17 protein-coding genes are annotated in these 17,243 nt (G+C 60.8%); 14 read left to right on the top strand and 3 right to left on the bottom strand.

All coding sequences use genetic code 11. The annotated features are described in order from the left end of the window. Positions 1-6: 6 nt before the first annotated feature. Positions 7-1,179, bottom strand: a complete 1,173-nt coding sequence (locus tag WC811_RS05725; RefSeq protein WP_372641936.1) for an extensin family protein — start codon at positions 1,177-1,179, stop codon at positions 7-9. Between the two features lie 286 nt (positions 1,180-1,465). Between WC811_RS05725 and WC811_RS05720 the strand changes: the two genes are divergently transcribed. The 5 genes from WC811_RS05720 (at position 1,466) to glyA (ending at position 7,810) form a co-directional block, all read left to right on the top strand. Further along, positions 1,466-2,581, top strand: coding sequence for an enoyl-CoA hydratase/isomerase family protein (locus WC811_RS05720; RefSeq protein ID WP_372641934.1), 1,116 nt, complete (start codon positions 1,466-1,468; stop codon positions 2,579-2,581). A gap of 228 nt (positions 2,582-2,809) precedes the next feature. Beyond that, complete coding sequence (gene ldtR / locus WC811_RS05715; protein WP_372641932.1) at positions 2,810-3,319, top strand: transcriptional regulator LdtR; 510 nt, start codon at positions 2,810-2,812, stop codon at positions 3,317-3,319. Between the two features lie 157 nt (positions 3,320-3,476). Next, a complete protein-coding gene (locus WC811_RS05710) occupies positions 3,477-4,829 on the top strand; it encodes a murein L,D-transpeptidase (protein ID WP_372641930.1) in 1,353 nt (450 codons plus the stop codon). 238 nt (positions 4,830-5,067) lie between these two features. Beyond that, positions 5,068-6,300: a 5-aminolevulinate synthase gene (gene hemA, locus WC811_RS05705; RefSeq protein ID WP_372641928.1), complete on the top strand. Its 1,233-nt coding sequence runs from the start codon at positions 5,068-5,070 to the stop codon at positions 6,298-6,300. Between the two features lie 205 nt (positions 6,301-6,505). Then, a complete protein-coding gene (glyA, locus tag WC811_RS05700) occupies positions 6,506-7,810 on the top strand; it encodes a serine hydroxymethyltransferase (RefSeq protein WP_372641926.1) in 1,305 nt (434 codons plus the stop codon). A 63-nt stretch (positions 7,811-7,873) separates the two neighbouring features. Here glyA and WC811_RS05695 read toward each other — a convergent pair whose 3' ends face one another. Then, positions 7,874-8,026, bottom strand: a complete 153-nt coding sequence (locus WC811_RS05695; protein WP_372641924.1) for a hypothetical protein — start codon at positions 8,024-8,026, stop codon at positions 7,874-7,876. 158 nt (positions 8,027-8,184) lie between these two features. Here WC811_RS05695 and nrdR point away from each other — a divergent pair, with 158 nt between their 5' ends. The 8 genes from nrdR (at position 8,185) to WC811_RS05655 (ending at position 15,251) form a co-directional block, all read left to right on the top strand. Then, a complete protein-coding gene (gene nrdR, locus WC811_RS05690; RefSeq protein ID WP_372641922.1) occupies positions 8,185-8,712 on the top strand; it encodes a transcriptional regulator NrdR in 528 nt (175 codons plus the stop codon). Between the two features lie 5 nt (positions 8,713-8,717). Then, entirely contained in the window at positions 8,718-9,842 is a 1,125-nt protein-coding gene (gene ribD / locus WC811_RS05685; protein ID WP_372641920.1) for a bifunctional diaminohydroxyphosphoribosylaminopyrimidine deaminase/5-amino-6-(5-phosphoribosylamino)uracil reductase RibD, read from the top strand. Between the two features lie 4 nt (positions 9,843-9,846). Further along, a complete protein-coding gene (locus WC811_RS05680) occupies positions 9,847-10,440 on the top strand; it encodes a riboflavin synthase (protein WP_372641918.1) in 594 nt (197 codons plus the stop codon). Then, positions 10,440-11,588, top strand: coding sequence for a 3,4-dihydroxy-2-butanone-4-phosphate synthase (ribB, locus tag WC811_RS05675; RefSeq protein WP_372641916.1), 1,149 nt, complete (start codon positions 10,440-10,442; stop codon positions 11,586-11,588). The genes WC811_RS05680 and ribB overlap by 1 nt, the downstream gene beginning before the upstream one ends. An 8-nt stretch (positions 11,589-11,596) precedes the next feature. Continuing rightward, complete coding sequence (ribH, locus tag WC811_RS05670) at positions 11,597-12,100, top strand: 6,7-dimethyl-8-ribityllumazine synthase (protein ID WP_372641914.1); 504 nt, start codon at positions 11,597-11,599, stop codon at positions 12,098-12,100. After that, complete coding sequence (gene nusB, locus WC811_RS05665) at positions 12,097-12,597, top strand: transcription antitermination factor NusB (protein WP_372641912.1); 501 nt, start codon at positions 12,097-12,099, stop codon at positions 12,595-12,597. Before ribH ends, nusB begins: the two co-directional genes overlap by 4 nt. Positions 12,598-12,624: 27 nt before the next feature. Then, a complete protein-coding gene (gene thiL / locus WC811_RS05660) occupies positions 12,625-13,650 on the top strand; it encodes a thiamine-phosphate kinase (protein ID WP_372641910.1) in 1,026 nt (341 codons plus the stop codon). Positions 13,651-13,892: 242 nt separating this feature from the next. Continuing rightward, complete coding sequence (locus WC811_RS05655) at positions 13,893-15,251, top strand: murein L,D-transpeptidase (RefSeq protein ID WP_372641908.1); 1,359 nt, start codon at positions 13,893-13,895, stop codon at positions 15,249-15,251. Positions 15,252-15,309: 58 nt separating this feature from the next. On the opposite strand, the gene WC811_RS05650 is transcribed toward WC811_RS05655, so the two are convergent. Beyond that, positions 15,310-15,789: an Lrp/AsnC family transcriptional regulator gene (locus WC811_RS05650; protein WP_372641906.1), complete on the bottom strand. Its 480-nt coding sequence runs from the start codon at positions 15,787-15,789 to the stop codon at positions 15,310-15,312. 141 nt (positions 15,790-15,930) lie between these two features. On the opposite strand from WC811_RS05650, the gene ald reads away from it, so the two are divergent. Continuing rightward, positions 15,931-17,055, top strand: a complete 1,125-nt coding sequence (ald, locus tag WC811_RS05645) for an alanine dehydrogenase (protein WP_372641904.1) — start codon at positions 15,931-15,933, stop codon at positions 17,053-17,055. Positions 17,056-17,243: the final 188 nt, after the last annotated feature.

Genomic DNA, 17,243 nt, shown 5'->3' with positions numbered 1-17,243 from the left:
GATCGTCTAGTCGCAGATCTTGGTGAATTTCCGCGGCGCCATATCGACGTGAAAATGGTTGCGATGATCGGCATTGGCCTCCGGCCCAAGCGTCGTGCCGAAGATCTGGCAGGCTGTCTCGTGCGCTTCGTGCAGGAACGCCCGCATTTGCGGATCGGGATTGTCGTATGCCTTGGTCTCGAAAAACGTCGCCGGGCGGACGTTAGGAGCCGGTTTCGCGAGCTTCGGCGTAGGGCCGCCGAGACGGTTCGCGTCGCCGATCGGCGGCAATGACGCGGCGACGCTTGTTTCCGGCATGCCCTCGACGATGGTCGATCGCACGAGTCCGGCTGCGGCCGCCCCGGCCGTCGAGGGGAGGGCAGACGGCAGCGCGCCCTGCGCGGGATTGCCCGCGATCCCCGCTTGCGCCGTCTTGGCGGCTGCGTCCTCTGCTGCCTGTTTTTGCGCCTCGGCTTCGGCGACGATCTCGCGCTGCGGCTTGCCCCAGTCGTCGAGCACTTCGGCAGTCTTCGCCGACGCCGTGATGAAGCCACCGATGTCGAGCGCGTTCGCCAGGCCGTGCTCGCTGAGTCTGGTCGTCTTGCGCCCATAGGCGTTCCGGCACGAATACGAACTCATCGTTTCAATTCGGATGATCGGGGATTTGAAATGCTTGAGCGCGAGTGGTTGCACGTCTTTTTCAAACCAGTTGGCAAGTTGCTCGACGAGATCGCAACGCACGATCGCGGGCGGCGACAACGCCACCTCTGGATTTTGCCCGATGCTGATCAACTCGACCGGCGCCGGCGCCCCGCATGCGCCTTCGCGGATCGGTGCGTGCGGCAGCGCCACGGCATGGATTCGCTGCAAAACGACGGCGCAGTGCGCTCGCGCGTCGGCAATTTCGGCGTCTGACCACCTCTCCGCATGCGTATTCGTGGTCTGCGTGACGGGTTTGGCGGGGTCGGAGGAAACAGGCGCCACCCCGGCGGGGGCTGCCTTGGCCGGAGGCGCCGTCGCGGTCGCATCGCCCGTTGGCGCAGCCGCCTGCTCAGCCGAGTCGTGATGTTTCTTTTGTTTCGCTTCCGCTTGCGTCGTGATGAAGCCCGGGGCTGCGAAAGCAATAATTGCGGCCGCAAATGTGGCGCCTCGCCAGGGCTTCCTTTTGGCCGAGTTGCTATCGGACGATGGCGAAGTCATTGTATCTGCACAGCCCTTGCACTCCGCGGAGCGCGAAACAAACGGAAGCCGACGAAAAGCCGAGGCGTGACGTGATGCCCCCACGCCGTCACGCGAGAAATATTATCGCAGAGTTCGCCGGATCGGCCAAGCCGCTGGCGTTGTTGCTCCGAAACAAAGTCTGCGGCAAACGTCGGAACTCTGTGAATGAATGCGCTTTATCGCCGCAAAATCTAGCGGCGTCGGCGGAAAGGGCGCATAGCATCCGAACTTGGAATCAAATCGGCGGTTATCAATCGGGTTTGCAGTGAACGAGCACAATAGTGACATTAGAACCGCCGCGCCGACGCAGCCATTGAAGGTCGTAGCCGCCCAGACGCGGGCCCTGCAGACATTCACGCTCAACCGGCCGCTGTCGCTGAATGCGCTGGACAACGAAATGTGCCGCGCGTTGAGCAGCGCCATCCCGCGCGTCGCGCGAAACCCGGACATCTACATCGTCGCGCTGGTTTCAAGCAGTCCGAAGGCGTTCTGCTCTGGCGGCGACGTACTGGCACTCTCCGCCGCCGCAAAGAACGATCTCGCGACCGCGAAAAGCTACCTGAGGGACGAGTATTCGCTGAACTGGCTGCTCGAATGCTTTTCCAAGCCCACCGTCTCCCTCATTGACGGGCTGTGCATGGGCTCGGGCGCCGGCCTCACCGCTTTCAATACGCATCGCGTCGCTGGCGAGAATTATAAATGGGCGATGCCTGAGACGAAGCTTGGACTTTTTCCGGATGTCGGCATCGCCCGCGTTCTTGCAAAGATGCCTTGGCCGGTCGGACTTTATCTCGGCCTCACGGGGCGTTCGATCGGCCGCGCCGACGCGCAATGGCTGCGGCTCGTCACCCACTGCATTTCCTCGTCTCACTTTGAAGCCATTCTCTCTGGGTTGGCCGACGCCCAACCGGTCGATCCGCTGCTCGACGGCTTGAATGAAAAGCTGGAGCCGGGCGATGTGCAGAAAGATCTCGGCCACATCAACGAGCATTTCTCCGAACCGACGCTTGATGGAATATTTCGCTCGCTGGCTCGCGCCGATGCAAAGGGATCCGAGTGGGCGAAACGCACGCTGGCGGGTCTCAGACGCTGCTCGCCCATTTCGCTCGCGATTACGCTCCGCCATATTCAAGCGGCGCTCTGCTTCGATATTCGCCAGACGCTAATTCAGGATTATCGCCTCGCGGTGCGTTGCCTTGAAAATCATGATTTCCATGAGGGCGTGCGCGCGATTTTACGAGAGAAAGACGGCAATCCCGTTTGGAAACCGGAGCGTTACGAGGATCTCGTGACCGATGTCATCGACGAATATTTTACGCCGTTGCCCGATGGTGATCTTGAATTGCCGCAGAGGAATGAAATGCAGGCGGCGCGCGTTTAATCATGGTCTGCAGAATTGATGGCAATTGTGATCCAGTGTGATCCAGGCGTTAAAACATATATCACCAAGATCTCAATTCGTTTCCAATTCTAGTTAAAAAACCATTCGAAACCGGGCCTGGTACTATTCTTTTACTATATCTATTTAGGCGAAATTCAGTCCTCCAAGTTATCTTTTTGTCAAAACCCGGGGCAAACCGGGCGGCGTAGAAAACATGTGAGGCAGGTAATGAGTTTAGCGTTTGAAGTAGCGCGTCATCGCGCTCCGGTTCAAGAAGAAGGCTTTCGCGGCGAATATCTGCAGGCGCTCCGCCTGATCGAACGCCTTCACCGCCTTCTACTTGATGTCATCAAAGACGAATTCGATCGTCAGGGCGGCGCCGAACTCAATAGCGTTCAGGCTTTGCTCCTTTACAATATCGGCGAAAGCGAATTGACCGCCGGCGAATTGAAGACCCGCGGCTATTACCTCGGCTCGAACGTCTCCTACAATCTGAAGAAGCTCGTCGATATGGGCTACATTCATTACAAGCGGTCGGACACTGATCGCCGCTCAGTGCGCGTCAGCCTCACCGACAAGGGCCTCGAAGCCCGTGACGTCGTGAGCAAGCTCTATCTCCGCCAGCTCGGATCGGTTCAGACAGTCGGCGAAGTCTCGGGCGATGACGTCAAGAGCCTCAACAAGGCCCTGGTTCGCCTTGAACGCTTCTGGTCGGACCAGATCCGCTACCGCCTCTAATACGGCCGCTCGGGCCATCTCCGGTTTGCCATGCTGTTGTCCCGCAGCATAAAAAGGGCCGTCCTGTGAAAAGCAGGGCGGTCCTTTTTCATTTCCGGCAATTCAGTTAGACTGAACCCGTTCGAAAGCGCGAATTGCGAACGATCGGGGAGGGGACATGCCCGTGGGACAGCCGAAATACGGGGCAGCCGGCCGTACGGGCCGAAAAATCGCATCGCTTGTGGTCGGTATTGGTTTTGTCGCCTTGTCGGCGGCGGGCTGGGCCGGGCAGGGAGGAGCGGCCGCCCAAAGCTTCGGCTGGATCAATTTCGGCCCCGTCGGCAATGACGCGCCCGGCTCGTCGCTCTCGACCAATCCGACCGATCCGGATTTCGTGCGGGAATGGGAGGCGAACCCTCCGAAGGGCTTCGCGACGCTTGCGAAAGCTAACATTGAAGCCACGAAAATGGCTGTCCGCCAGTACCTCATGATTGTTAGTCGGGGCGGTTGGCCGACAATTCCTGAACCGCCGAACAAGACCCCGCGCGATAGCCTGATGCAATACGGGACGACCGACCCGAGCGTCGCAGTTCTTCGCGCCCGCCTCACCGCGTCCGGCGATCTCAGAAGCGGCAACACCACGTCGACCTATTTCGATAACGACCTCGACAAAGCGCTGAAGCGGTTCCAGGCGTCGAACGGCCTGACCCCGACGGGCATCGCCGACAAGCGCACCATCGTCGCGCTGAATGTTCCCGCCGACGTCCGTCTCAAGCAATTGAAAGTCAATCTGGCGCGCCTGCAGGAGGCCATTCCGACGACCTCGAAGAAATACGTCGTCGTGAACATTCCTGCTGCCCACATCGAAGCGGTGGAAAACGGCCAGATCGTTGCCCGCTATGCCGGCGTCGTCGGCAAGGCGGACCGGCCGACACCGCTGCTCCACACGCCGATCACCGATTTGAGCTTCAACCCCACATGGCGCCTGCCGCCGACGGTAATCTCGGAAGATTTGATCCCGCGCGGTCAGCAAATGCAGTCGAAGGGGCAGAACGTCCTTCTGAAGTTCGGCATCGACGCCTACGACGGCACCGGCAAGAAGGTCGATCCGGCGAAGATCAATTGGGACAAGGTCACGCCTGGCACTTACCGTTACAGCCAGAAACCCGGCAAGGAGAACCCGCTCGGTTTCCTAAAGATCAATTTCGACAGCGCCCACTCTGTCTACATGCACGACACCCCGTCCGACCGCATTTTCGGCCGCAACTTCCGGTCGGAAAGTTCCGGCTGCATCCGGGTCCACAACATCGAAAATCTGGCGGCTTGGTTGCTTGCTGGACAAAGCGGCTGGGACGCTGAAAGAATCGCGCAAATGAGGGAAACGGGTAAGCCCCTCGACGTCCGGTTGAAGAAGCCCGTCCAACTGCTCTTCGTTTATATCAGCGCCTGGGCCACGGAGGACGGGGTCGTCCAGTTCCGCCGCGACATCTATCAGAAGGACGGCGTCGGGGAGATCGCGGCCTCCTATTAATTTAATCGCCCCCGTCTCTTACATACCTTGGTATGCTTTGACGCGCCTCAAGGTCGATTGCGGCGCCCCGGCATAGTTGGGAAGGTCTAATTCTGGTCCCTTTGTCATTGAAGAATGTGCTTGCATCTGACTAAAATTTCATTCTTCTGCGCGACGAAACGGCACTGGTCCTTTATGAGTCACAGGTCCATAAAGGCAAAAAAATGAACGTCGTGCTTTTGGGAGCGGAAACCAGAAGATGAATTACGAGCAGAAGCTCTCTGATGCCCTCGCGACCGTCAAAAAAGAGGGCCGTTACCGGGTTTTCGCCGATGTGAAGCGCCGCCGAGGTGACTTCCCGAAAGCAGACGTCCTCAAGGGCGAAGCGGCAAAGCCGATCACCGTTTGGTGCTCCAACGATTATCTCGGCATGGGTCAGCATCCCGATGTGCTCGCCGCCATGCACGAAGCCATCGATCTCGTCGGCGCCGGTTCTGGCGGAACGCGAAATATCGCTGGCACGACTCACTATCACGTCGAGCTTGAGAATGAGCTTGCCGACCTTCACAACAAGGAAGCCGCGCTCGTATTCACGTCCGCCTTCGTTGCCAATGAAGCGGCGCTGTCGACGCTCGCAACTCTCTTTCCGGGCTGCGTGATCTTTTCCGATGAGAAGAACCACGCCTCGATGATCGCAGGCATCCGCAATGGCCGCGGTCCCAAGCAGATCTTTCTTCACAACGACATCGCCGATCTCGAAGCCAAGCTGAAGTCGGTGCCGCGCGAGACGCCGAAAATCATCGCTTTCGAGAGCGTTTATTCAATGGATGGTCACGTCGCGCCGATCGGCGCCATCTGCGACCTCGCGAAAAAGTACAACGCGCTGACCTATCTCGACGAAGTGCACGCGGTCGGCCTTTACGGCCGTCGCGGCGGCGGAGTCGCTGAGCGTGACGGCGTGATGGATCGCGTCGACATCATCAACGGCACGCTGGCCAAGGGCTTCGGCGTCATGGGCGGCTACGTCGCTGCCTCGAAAACCCTCTGCGACGCCATCCGTTCCTACGCGCCGGGCTTCATCTTCACGACGTCGCTGGCCCCGGCCATCGCCGCCGGCGCGCTGGCATCAATTCGCCACCTGAAGACGAGCAGCGTCGAGCGTGAGCAGCATCAGGAGCGGGCTCGCACGTTGAAGCGGAAGCTGGCAGCTGCCGATCTTCCAGTCATCCCTGGCCCAAGCCACATCGTGCCTGTGCTCGTCGCCGACCCGGTCCGTTGCAAGGCGTTGACCGACGTCCTGCTCGATCGCTTCGGAATCTATGTCCAGCCGATTAACTACCCTACTGTCCCCCGCGGCACCGAGCGGCTGCGTCTGACGCCGTCGCCCCATCATACCGATGCCGACATGGATCATTTGGTTGGCGCGCTCTCTGAGCTTTGGTCTCAGTGCCCGTTCGCCCTCATGGAAAGCCTCGCCGAAGCGGCGGAGTAAAGCGGTGTCCGGGAGTAGGTCCGGGGAGTAGGGTAAGACTGTCCCTTTGGGCCGAAAGTCCCATCCGCGCCTATATTACGCGGGCGTTTGAGGTGTTGAGCGCTGGCGCCTAAGCCCTTACTATGATTGAAACCGCGTCCGGCCGGGCTTGCCCACGGGCTCCCGCCAACGCTACAAAAACATTTCCAAAATCAGAGGAAAGCCCATGTCGACTGCCCCGGCCGCAGCAACTTCGCAGACGTCGCGCTTCTTCAAGGCGCACCTTTCGGAGACCGACCCAGAAGTCTTCTCCGCGATCCAAAAAGAATTCGGGCGCCAACAGCACGAAATTGAGCTCATCGCGTCCGAGAACATCGTCTCCCAGGCCGTGCTCGATGCTGCGGGCTCGGTCCTGACAAACAAGTACGCCGAAGGTTACCCCGGCAAGCGCTACTACGGTGGCTGCCAGTACGTCGACATCGCTGAAGAACTGGCGATCGATCGGGCCAAGAAGCTTTTCAATTGCGGTTTCGCCAACGTGCAGCCGAACTCTGGATCGCAGGCGAACCAGGGCGTCTTCAATGCGCTCGCGAAGCCGGGCGATACCATCCTCGGCCTCTCGCTCGCAGCTGGCGGACACTTGACGCACGGCGCGTCGGTCAACCAGTCGGGCAAGTGGTTCAACGCCGTGCATTACATGGTGAAGCCCGACACCAACCTCATCGACATGGATGAGGTGAAGAAGCTGGCGCATGAGCACAAGCCGCGCATCATCATCGCGGGCGGCTCTGCCTATCCCCGCAAGATCGATTTCGCGGCGTTCCGCGCCATCGCGGATGAAGTCGGCGCTACGTTCCTTGTCGACATGGCCCACTTCGCCGGTCTCGTTGCGGCCGGACTCATCCCAAGCCCGTTCCCGCACGCTCACGTCGTCACGACGACGACGCACAAGACGTTGCGCGGTCCGCGTGGCGGCATGATCCTGACGAACGACGAAGCCATTGCGAAGAAGATCAACTCGGCGATCTTCCCGGGGATTCAGGGCGGTCCGCTCATGCACGTCATCGCCGCGAAGGCCGTTGCCTTCGGCGAGGCGCTGCGGCCCGACTACAAGGTCTACATTAAGAACGTCATGGACAACGCCAAGGCGCTTGGCGAGGTCATGGTGCAGAACGGTTTCGCGCTTGTCTCCGGCGGTACCGACACGCACCTCATCCTCGTTGACCTTCGTCCGAAGAAGATCACCGGCAACAAGGCTGAAAAGTCCTTGGAGCGGGCGCACATCACCTGCAACAAGAACGGCATCCCGTTCGACCCTGAGAAGCCGATGGTGACGTCGGGCATTCGCTTGGGTTCGCCCGCCGGTACGACGCGCGGCTTCGGTGTCGCCGAGTTCCAGGAGATCGGCCGTCTCATCTCGGAAGTTCTCGACGGTCTCGCGAAGAATGGCGAAGAGGGCAACGCTGCCGTCGAAGCCGCCGTCAAAGCCAAGGCGACGGCGCTCTGCGATCGGTTCCCGATCTACGCCTGAACAGAACTTTGAGTTCAAACATTCGAGGGCGCCGGATCATTCCGGCGCTCTTTTCTTTTGGATTTACCCGTTACCGGCTGTAATCGCAGCCAAAGCCGAGGTTTGCTGCGCCATCCAGTGCTCGACGCCTTTGTCGTCCGAGACGGCGGCAAAAACGCTATATGTAAAAATGAAGCTCGCGATCGTCGCCACGGCGAAATAAGGAAATGTTTTCATCTTGAGGCTTTCTCATTGTTGAAAACTTCCCGACGACCATGTCGGGTATGTGTGTTGGCGCTGGAATCTGGCTTGTGGTTAAGAAGAAATCTGTCCCTCAGGAAACAACGGTGCGTCGCGCCGGCGTGGGTCGGCGGGTGATGGAAAGGGATTGAAGGATGCGCTGTCCGTTCTGCGGAAGCGAGGATAGCCAGGTCAAGGATAGCCGGCCGTCGGACGAAAACGCCGCGATCCGCCGTCGGCGTATCTGCGCCGATTGCGGCGGCCGTTTCACGACGTTCGAGCGTGTGCAGCTTCGGGAGCTGACGGTCGTCAAGCGTTCCGGCCGGAAGGTTCTGTTCGATCGCGACAAGCTTTCGAAGTCGATCTCTGTTGCAATGCGCAAACGCCCAATCGAGCCCGAGCGTATCGATCGCTTGGTTTCGGGGCTCGTCCGCCAGCTCGAAAGCTCGGGCGAATCGGAGATCACCTCGGCCGAGATCGGCGAACTCGTCATGGCGGCCTTGCGCGGCCTCGATCCTGTCGCTTATGTACGCTTCGCATCCGTCTATCGCGATTTCCGCGACGCGGCGGACTTTCACGCAGTTCTCCGCGAGCTCGCGAGCGATACCCAGAATCCGCTGGATCTCAACGAGCGGTTCGGAACCCCCGTCATCGACGAGCTTGCGGGCGAGAAAAAGCACTAAGCCGTATGTCGAGTAACAAAAGTCATGCGTTTGACGCCGAGATGATGGCGATCGCGCTTCGCATGGCCGAGCGCGGGCTCGGCGCCACGGCGCCCAATCCGTCAGTCGGCGCTGTGATTGTCGATGAAGCGACGGGCGAAGTTGTCTCGCGCGGCACCACGGCGCGAGGCGGCCGTCCCCATGCCGAGACGCAAGCGATCGCGCTGGCCGGAGACAACGCGCGCGGCAAAACAATCTACGTCACGCTTGAACCATGCTCCCATTACGGCCGCACGCCGCCGTGTGCCGACGCCATCGTCGCTGCCGGTTTGAAGCGCGTCGTCGTCGCCATCGAAGATCCCGATCCCCGCGTCGCGGGCCGCGGTCTCAATCGGTTGCGCCAAGCGGGCATCGAGGTCGTGCGCGGTGTCGGCGCGGCTGAAGCCCGCTGGATCACGCGCGGCCACATCGTGCGCATCACCGAGCGCCGCCCGCTCGTAACATTGAAGCTCGCACTTGACGCCAACGGAGATATCGCGCGCGGCTCGGGATCGGCTCCAATATGGGTCACGGGTGAGCTTGCCCGTCTTCATGGTATGCTCCTGCGCAAGGAGTTCGACGCCATCCTCGTCGGCAGCGCGACCGTCAGAGACGACGATCCCGAACTGACATGCCGGCTGCCGGGTCTTCTTGATCGTTCGCCCGTGCGCGTCGTGCTCTCGCGGTCTCTCGATCTCTCCGTCGGCGCCAAGATTTTCCGCAGCGCGCGGACGGTTCCCGTTTGGCTGATGACTTCGGCCGATAGCGATGCAGCGAAGAAAAGCGCTATAGCCGAAGGCGGTACCGAAATTGTCGATGTCGGCGTCGTCGGCAACGCGCTCTGGCTGCCGTCGATCATGGAAGCTCTGGTGGCGCGCGGCATCACGCGACTGCTCGTTGAGGGCGGCCCGGCGATTTGGCGCAGCTTCGCCGGCGCAGCGCTGGCAGACGAGATCATGCTCTATATGGCTGGAAGCCCATCGGACAGCGACGCCGACACGGCCGTCACGAGATGGCTGGGCAACCTTGGAATGACCGCCGTCGAACGCCGAACAATCGGCGCCGATACGATGTGGCGGTATCGCCGCCTCGCGAATAAAGAAGGACGCTGATCAGATGTTTACCGGATTGATCACCGATGTCGGCGAGGTGGTGGCGCGTTCGCCGGGGCACTTCACGCTCCGGACCGCCTATCGCCTGAAGCCGGAAGAAACTGGCCTTTCAATTTGCTGCGACGGCGTTTGCCTCACCGCGACGGCCATCAAACCGATCCCGGCCGGTGCCGAATTTAACGTCGACGTCTCAAACGAAACGCTGGCCAAAACCACCCTCGGCGCCTGGAAGCCGGGCCACCGCGTCAATTTGGAGCGATCGTTGCGGGCCGGAGACGAACTTGGCGGGCATATCGTCTCGGGGCACGTCGACGGCGTCGCGAAAATCATCTCGATCACGCCCGACGGCGACAGCCGGCGCTTTCTTTTGGAAGCGCCCGAGCATCTTTCCCGCTATATTGCACCTAAGGGCTCGGTTGCGCTGGACGGAACCTCGTTGACCGTCAACGAGGTTGCGGAATCCCGTTTCGGGGTCAATCTCATTCCTCACAGCTTGACGGTGACAACCTGGGGCGCGAAAACCCCCGGCGATCTGGTCAATCTGGAAGTGGACGTTTTCGCGCGCTACGTCGCGCGGCTCATGGAGTTTCGCCCCTGATGTCGGGCTCATCGAATCTACAAGCCGCTTCGAGCGGCAGCGTATTGTCGCCGATCGAAGAGATCATCGAAGAGATGCAGAATGGCCGAATGGTCATTCTCGTCGATGCCGAAGATCGCGAGAACGAAGGCGATCTCATCGTCCCGGCGCAAATGGCGACTCCGGACGCCATCAACTTCATGGCCAAGTATGGCCGCGGGCTCGTCTGCCTTTCGCTGACGCAGGCGCGCGCCAACGAACTCAATCTCGATTTCATGGTCCGGCACAACGGCTCGCGCAACCGCACCGCCTTCACGGCGTCGATTGAGGCCCGCGAAGGGATCTCGACAGGCATCTCGGCATTCGATCGCGCGCGCACCATCGCGACCGCCATCGATCCGACGAAGGGTGCCAACGACATCGTCTCGCCCGGTCACGTCTTCCCGTTGATTGCGCGTGAAGGCGGCGTCCTTGTCCGCGCCGGTCACACCGAAGCCTCGATCGACCTCGCGAAGCTCGCGGGCCTCAATCCGTCGGCCGTCATCTGCGAGGTGATGAACGAAGACGGCACGATGGCGCGCATGGCTGATCTCGCGGCGTTCGCCCAATTCCACAACCTCAAGATCGGCGCGATCGAAGATCTCATCGCCTATCGCCTGAAGAACGATCGCATCGTCAAGCGCGTCGCTCAGGCGCCGGTTCAGACGACGGCAGGTGATTTCAATCTCTACGTCTACGACACGACGGTCGAGCCGGGAGAGCATCTGGCGCTCGTCAAAGGCGATGTCTCCAAGGGCGGCCCGGTGCTTGTCCGCGTTCATGCCGTGAATGTTCTCTCCGACGTTCTCGGCGTCGATCAAACCTGCGAAGATGGGAGTGCCATCGCGCAGGCGATGCGCGCCGTCGAAGCTGACGGCCGCGGTGTCATCGTCTTGATCCGCGATCTCCGTCCGAAGTCGGTATCAGAATGGGTCTCGCGGCGGACGACGCCGGGAAGCGCTGAGGATTCGAGCAAAGAGCGCCGTCAGGTCGAAATTGGCGTCGGCTCGCAGATCCTGGCCGATCTCGGCGTCAAGGACATGGTGCTTTTGACCACTTCCCCGCAACATGTGTACGTGGGCCTCGAAGCGTTCGGGCTGCGCGTCACCGGAACCCGGAAAATCGAGTAGCCTGAGCCATGGTCCAGAAAACTCCAGGAGCGCCTCAGGACGATAAAGGCGCGGCTCCGATTCGCGCGCACGTTCTTTTCATCGAAGCGCGCTTCTACGAAGACATCGCCGATCTGCTGATCGAAGGCGCCGTCGCCGAATGCGCCAAGCGCGGCGTCACCTTTGAACGCATTTCCGTTCCCGGCGCGCTGGAAATTCCCCAGGTGCTCGCGGCCGCTGCCGAAGCGCGCGCGGCCGGACGCGCGATGTTCGATGGCGCTCTTGCGTTGGGCTGCGTCATTCGCGGTGAAACGGCTCATTATGATATCGTCTGCAACAACGCCAACCACTGGCTGATGGATGTCGCAATGCATCAAAGCATTCCGGTCGGTAACGCGATCCTCACCGTCGATACCCGCGCCCAGGCTCTTGCGCGCGCCGAAGGCGGCATCAACGGCAAGGGCGGCGATGCCGCTCGCGCCTGCCTCCGCCTTATCGAGACGAAGCGCGCTTTCTGGGGCGCGCAGGCATGACCGCCAAGGGCAAACCGAGGGTTGGGGAAATCACGCAACGCACGGCAGCGCGCATCGCGGCCGTGCAGGCGCTCTATCAAATGGACATGGCTGGCACTGACGTGAATGACGTCATTGCCGAGTTCATCGAGCAGCACTTCGAAGGAGAAAACCGCAACGAGACGCTGGCGACCGCCGACCGCGTTTTCTTCGCCGATGTCTTGCGCGCCGTCGTGCGCCGCCAGCGCGAAATCGACCCGATGATCGACGAGCAACTCGCAACCGGATGGCGGCTCGTGCGCGTCGATTCGATCCTGCGCGCCATTCTCCGCGCTGGTGTCGCTGAAATTCTCGACCGCGCAGACGTTCCCGCTCGGGTGGCGATCAACGAATACGTGAACGTCGCGCACACCTTCTTCGACGAGGAAGAGCCGCGCGTGGTGAACGGCGTCCTCGACAAGCTCGCGCGGCGACATCGCGGTCACGAATTCGTTTCAAAGCGCGTAACGCCGTCCTGACGGCGTCGGAGCGTCGGGGTCTGAACCATGCCGCCAGCGCCATTCAACGATAGACCCGGCTCGGGCGATCGGATCGCCAACGAAACCGATCTGATCCAGACCTATCTCGCACCGCTCACGCGCGGCGCTCCAGGTGCGTTCGGACTGCGCGACGACGCAGCCCTGCTGTCTCCGGAACCCGGAACCGATCTCGTCTTCACAAGCGACCCCATCATAGCGGGCGTGCATTTTTTCGCTGCTGATAGACCCGCCGACATCGCCTGGAAAGCGCTCGCCGTCAACGCCTCCGATCTCGCCGCGAAAGGCGCGCGCCCGCTCGCGTATATGCTCAACCTCGCCCTTCCCGAAGCGCCGGATAGAGATTGGATGAGCGCGTTTGCCGAAGGCCTCAAGTCGGCACAGGAAAGCTTCGGTTGCCATCTGATTGGCGGGGACACCGATCTGACGCCGGGTCCGCTTTCAATCGGCGTGACGATTGTCGGCGCGGTGCCTCAGGGCGAATTCGTCCGCCGCCAGGGGGCAGCGATCGGTGACCATGTCTTCGTGACAGGCACGATCGGCGATTCCGCGCTGGGGCTCCTGGTTCACGGCGATCCGTCGGCCTTGCCCGCTCTCACTGCGGAGGAGCGCGCGTTCCTTGCGGGCCGCTATCTCCGGCCGATGCCACGTCTGGCGCTCGGCCCACCGCTCCGCGCTTATGCGTCAGCCGCGCTCGACATCTCCGACGGGCTGCTGAAGGATCTGGCGCGACTCGCTGGCCCTCTCGGATTGACGCTCGACTTCGGCTTAATTCCGGTATCGCGGGCGGCAGCGTCCGTCCTGGCCCAAGATCCCACTCTAACGCAGGCCGTCTTGGGCGGCGGCGACGATTACGAACTGCTGATGGCCGTGCCCCCGGCATCCGTCGCAGCATTTCAGCGGGGAGCGGAGACGGCCGGCATCCCGGTACATGACCTCGGCGCACTTCAAGAGAATATTCCGTTGCGCGTACTCGATTCCGACGGAACTCCGATCGAGGTTTCGCGGTTCGGATACGATCACTTCTCGCGATAAGCGTGCTTTCGGCGTGCTGCGGAATGAGCGCGGCACGTGGGCCACATTGCATCGTATTTCGTACGCTGAGCCGACGGGATCGGCTTGGTAAAGCGTCACTCTTTAGCCATATGCGTGATGCCAGTTCAGTGGCTGAAAAAGCACGTTAGCAGTGCAACACGGGGTTGCGACAATATTCGAAGCCTCGCTCGCGTGGATTTATTTATGGTGCGCCTCATTGAGGAAAGAGCCGAGAAAGCTGGATGAAGGACGTGACTTCTACAACGCGGTTTGGAACGCCAGTTCTTAAAGCATCCGCGCTAGGTCTACTCATTGCGATTGCCCAGTTTCTCCCGCAGTTCGTTACGCGGGGCGATGCTCAAAGTTTCTGGGATCAGCTTCAGCGAAATTACGGCTCAGACACGAGCACGAACAGCGCGCCCGTCGAGCGGCGGCCTGAGAAGCTCGACGACCTGCGCCCCGATTCGACGCCGTGGCGCAGCGACGTCATGTTGAGCGCCGTCGCGGCCGCGATTGAGCGTTATCAGAATATTGTCAATGCCGGGGGTTGGCCTGTCGTTCCGCCGGGTCGCATGATGCGCGAAGGCGACGACGACGAACGCATTCCGATTCTGAGAAAGCGTCTGCGGATCACCGGCGATCTGTCGGCGAAGAGTTCCTATTACGACTCGACCACATTCGATTCCGAATTGACCGAGGGCGTGAAGCATTTTCAGAGGCGCAACGGCCTGCGCGAGACGGGGCGAATCGAGCGTTCTGTTTATCCGGTTTTGAACATCCCCGCCGATCAGCGGGTCGCCGAACTCAAGCTCAATTATGATCGCATCAAAGGTCTGATGCAAAACGTCGAGGATCGCTACGTCCTCGTGAACATTCCCGCATTTCAGGCCGAGGCCGTCTCGAAATTCGAAGTGCAGTTGCGGTTCCGGACCATTGTCGGCCGCCCAGAGCGCGAAACGCCCGAAGTTGCTGCGATGATCAGGAACATCAACTTCTATCCGTATTGGCACGTGCCGCAGAGCATCGCGACCTTGGATCTCATTCCGCGCCTTCGGAAAGAGCCGGGATATCTCAGCCAGGAAGGCATCCGCGTCTTCACCGCGAACGGCCAGGAGCTCGATCCCACTAAGGTCGACTGGTCGTCGCCGCAAACGTCGACCTATCGCTTTAAGCAGGACCCCGGCGCGAAGAACGCGCTGGGCTTGCTGCGCCTCGATATGACGAACCAATACGGCGTCTACATGCACGATACGCCGATGAAGACCCTATTCGATCAGCGCAGCCGCCCCTTCAGCGCCGGATGCGTGCGCGTGCAGAACGTATTCGATCTCGCTGACTGGATTGCCTACAACGAGCCGGGCTGGGGCGGGCCGGGCAGTGTCGGCAAACAACTTGCGACGGGCCAGCCGATGGAGTTGAAGCTGACCCACCCGGTGCCGGTGCACTTCGTCTACATCACGGCGTGGGCCGAGCCTTCGAACGGCGAGGTCCAATTCCGTCAGGATATTTATGGCCGCGATGGCTCGGCGTTGCATGCCGGCTACGAGCGCGATGCCGACGACGCACCGAACGCCAGTTCGGCAGCGGCCCTCGCGCCTTAATCCTTGGCGCAGGTGCCTCTCCTTCGTCGAGACGGCCGCCTGCGCAAAACAAAAGCTCTCAACGCAGCAAGCTCGATGCCGGCAGGGATCTGCTCGCGACCTCCCGCAGCACGAAGCTGGAGTGCAGCCGCGCGACGCCCGGAAGCCGCGAAAGTTGCTGCTTATGGATACGCTCGAAATCCGCGAGATCACGCGCCAGCACCGTGATCAGATAGTCGTCCTGCCCCGACATCATGTAGCAAGACACGATTGAGGGCGCTGCCGCAGCCGCCTTCTCGAAGGCATCGAGCAACTCTTCACTCTGGCTTTCGAGGCTGATCTGCACCACGGCCATCATCGTCAGGCCGAGGGCCTTGCGGTTGATCCTGGCCTGATACCCATCGATCACGCCGGACTGTTCCAGCGTCCGGATACGCCGCGCGATGGCCGTCGGCGACAGCGGCACCTGCTCGGCCAAGTCCACCTGGCTCTGGCGACCGTCGGTGATCAGAGCCGCCAGAATGGCCTTATCCAGCGCATCTAAGGATATTTCCGCCATTTTTCTGCGCCTAACCACTATTTTACGAAGACTTTCCGCGAAAAATGATCTGAGCACAACCAAATTTGCCGACTAACGAACCCGGACGTGTGGCAATCTACACCGTAGAAGACAGGCACAAGCGCTTTACAGGAGCGAACTATGCGGATCGGCGTCCCAACTGAAATCAAGAGTGACGAGTTTCGCGTCGGTCTTGTCCCAGGCTCCGTTCGCGAGCTCGCGGCGCGTGGCCATGAAGTGATCGTCCAGTCCGGCGCCGGTGCGGGCATCTTTGCCGATGACGCAGCCTATGAGAAGGCGGGCGCCCGTATCGTAAAGACGGCCGACGAAGTCTTCTTCGACGCCCAGATGATCGTGAAGGTCAAGGAGCCCCAGCAGGTCGAGTGGAAGCGCCTGAAGTCGAACCAGATCCTGTTCACGTATTTGCACCTAGCTCCCGACGCCCCCCAGGCGATCGGCTTGATGGAATCCGGCGCCACGGCGATCGCTTATGAAACCGTGACTGACGCGAATGGCGGCTTGCCGCTTCTCGCGCCGATGAGCGAAGTCGCTGGCCGTCTTTCCATCGAAGCTGCCGCTGTTGCTCTGCGTCGCCCGACGGGCGGTCGCGGCGTTCTCATGGGCGGCGTGCCCGGTGTTAAGCCTGCAAAGGTCGTTGTACTCGGCGGCGGGGTCGTCGGTACGCATGCGGCGCGGATGGCGGCCGGTCTCGGTGCCGATGTTTCGATCATCGACCGGTCGCTTCCGCGCTTGCGCCAACTCGACGAGCTTTTCGAAGGCCGCGTCAGGACGCTCGCATCGACGATGGATACGATCGAGAACGAAGTGCTCGCCGCCGACGTCGTGATCGGAGCCGTGCTCGTTGCGGGTGCCAGCGCGCCGAAGCTCGTCAACCGCGCGATGCTGAAAGAGATGAAGAGGGGCGCCGTGCTCGTCGACGTTTCTATCGATCAGGGCGGATGCTTCGAGACGTCAAAGGCGACGACTCACGCGCATCCGACATTCGAAGTCGACGGCGTCATTCACTACTGCGTCGCGAACATGCCCGGCGCCGTGCCCGTCACGTCGGCTCAGGCTCTCAACAACGCAACGCTACCATTCGTCATAAAGCTTGCGGAAAAGGGACTTGCAGCCTTCGACCGCGATCCCCATCTCGCAGCAGGATTGAACGTCAAGGATGGACGCATCGCGCACGCAGCTGTTGCTGCTTCGCTTGGCTTCGACAACATCGAGAGCAGCCGGAACCTTCGTCACGCTGCTGAGTAGTATAATTTCGAACCCCCGTGCCGCTGGATCCCTCACCAGTGGCCACCGCCGGTCGCTCCTCCCCCCGGAGCGGCCGGCTTTTTTTTTGCCTTTTATGGTTCACCGGAGATTCATCGGCGGGAGCGTCTAATGACTCATCGCCTTCGAAATGTCGCGAAGCTGATTCATGATCTTGGCAACGAATCATC

It is taken from the genome of Hyphomicrobium sp. (genome assembly GCF_041659645.1).
GTDB lineage: Bacteria > Pseudomonadota > Alphaproteobacteria > Rhizobiales > Hyphomicrobiaceae > Hyphomicrobium_B.
Note: the sequence above shows the minus strand (reverse complement) of the source record. Positions and strands in the feature narration are given on the sequence as shown.

Coding starts and splice junctions, on each gene's coding strand:
- WC811_RS05650 (WP_372641906.1), bottom strand. CDS start 15,789: ATGGCGGAAATATCCTTAGATGCGCTGGATAAGGCCATTCTGGCGGCT.
- nrdR (WP_372641922.1), top strand. CDS start 8,185: ATGCGCTGTCCGTTCTGCGGAAGCGAGGATAGCCAGGTCAAGGATAGC.
- nusB (WP_372641912.1), top strand. CDS start 12,097: ATGACCGCCAAGGGCAAACCGAGGGTTGGGGAAATCACGCAACGCACG.
- ribB (WP_372641916.1), top strand. CDS start 10,440: ATGTCGGGCTCATCGAATCTACAAGCCGCTTCGAGCGGCAGCGTATTG.
- WC811_RS05680 (WP_372641918.1), top strand. CDS start 9,847: ATGTTTACCGGATTGATCACCGATGTCGGCGAGGTGGTGGCGCGTTCG.
- WC811_RS05655 (WP_372641908.1), top strand. CDS start 13,893: ATGAAGGACGTGACTTCTACAACGCGGTTTGGAACGCCAGTTCTTAAA.
- ribD (WP_372641920.1), top strand. CDS start 8,718: ATGTCGAGTAACAAAAGTCATGCGTTTGACGCCGAGATGATGGCGATC.
- ldtR (WP_372641932.1), top strand. CDS start 2,810: ATGAGTTTAGCGTTTGAAGTAGCGCGTCATCGCGCTCCGGTTCAAGAA.
- WC811_RS05725 (WP_372641936.1), bottom strand. CDS start 1,179: ATGACTTCGCCATCGTCCGATAGCAACTCGGCCAAAAGGAAGCCCTGG.
- WC811_RS05710 (WP_372641930.1), top strand. CDS start 3,477: ATGCCCGTGGGACAGCCGAAATACGGGGCAGCCGGCCGTACGGGCCGA.
- ald (WP_372641904.1), top strand. CDS start 15,931: ATGCGGATCGGCGTCCCAACTGAAATCAAGAGTGACGAGTTTCGCGTC.
- glyA (WP_372641926.1), top strand. CDS start 6,506: ATGTCGACTGCCCCGGCCGCAGCAACTTCGCAGACGTCGCGCTTCTTC.
- thiL (WP_372641910.1), top strand. CDS start 12,625: ATGCCGCCAGCGCCATTCAACGATAGACCCGGCTCGGGCGATCGGATC.
- ribH (WP_372641914.1), top strand. CDS start 11,597: ATGGTCCAGAAAACTCCAGGAGCGCCTCAGGACGATAAAGGCGCGGCT.
- WC811_RS05695 (WP_372641924.1), bottom strand. CDS start 8,026: ATGAAAACATTTCCTTATTTCGCCGTGGCGACGATCGCGAGCTTCATT.
- hemA (WP_372641928.1), top strand. CDS start 5,068: ATGAATTACGAGCAGAAGCTCTCTGATGCCCTCGCGACCGTCAAAAAA.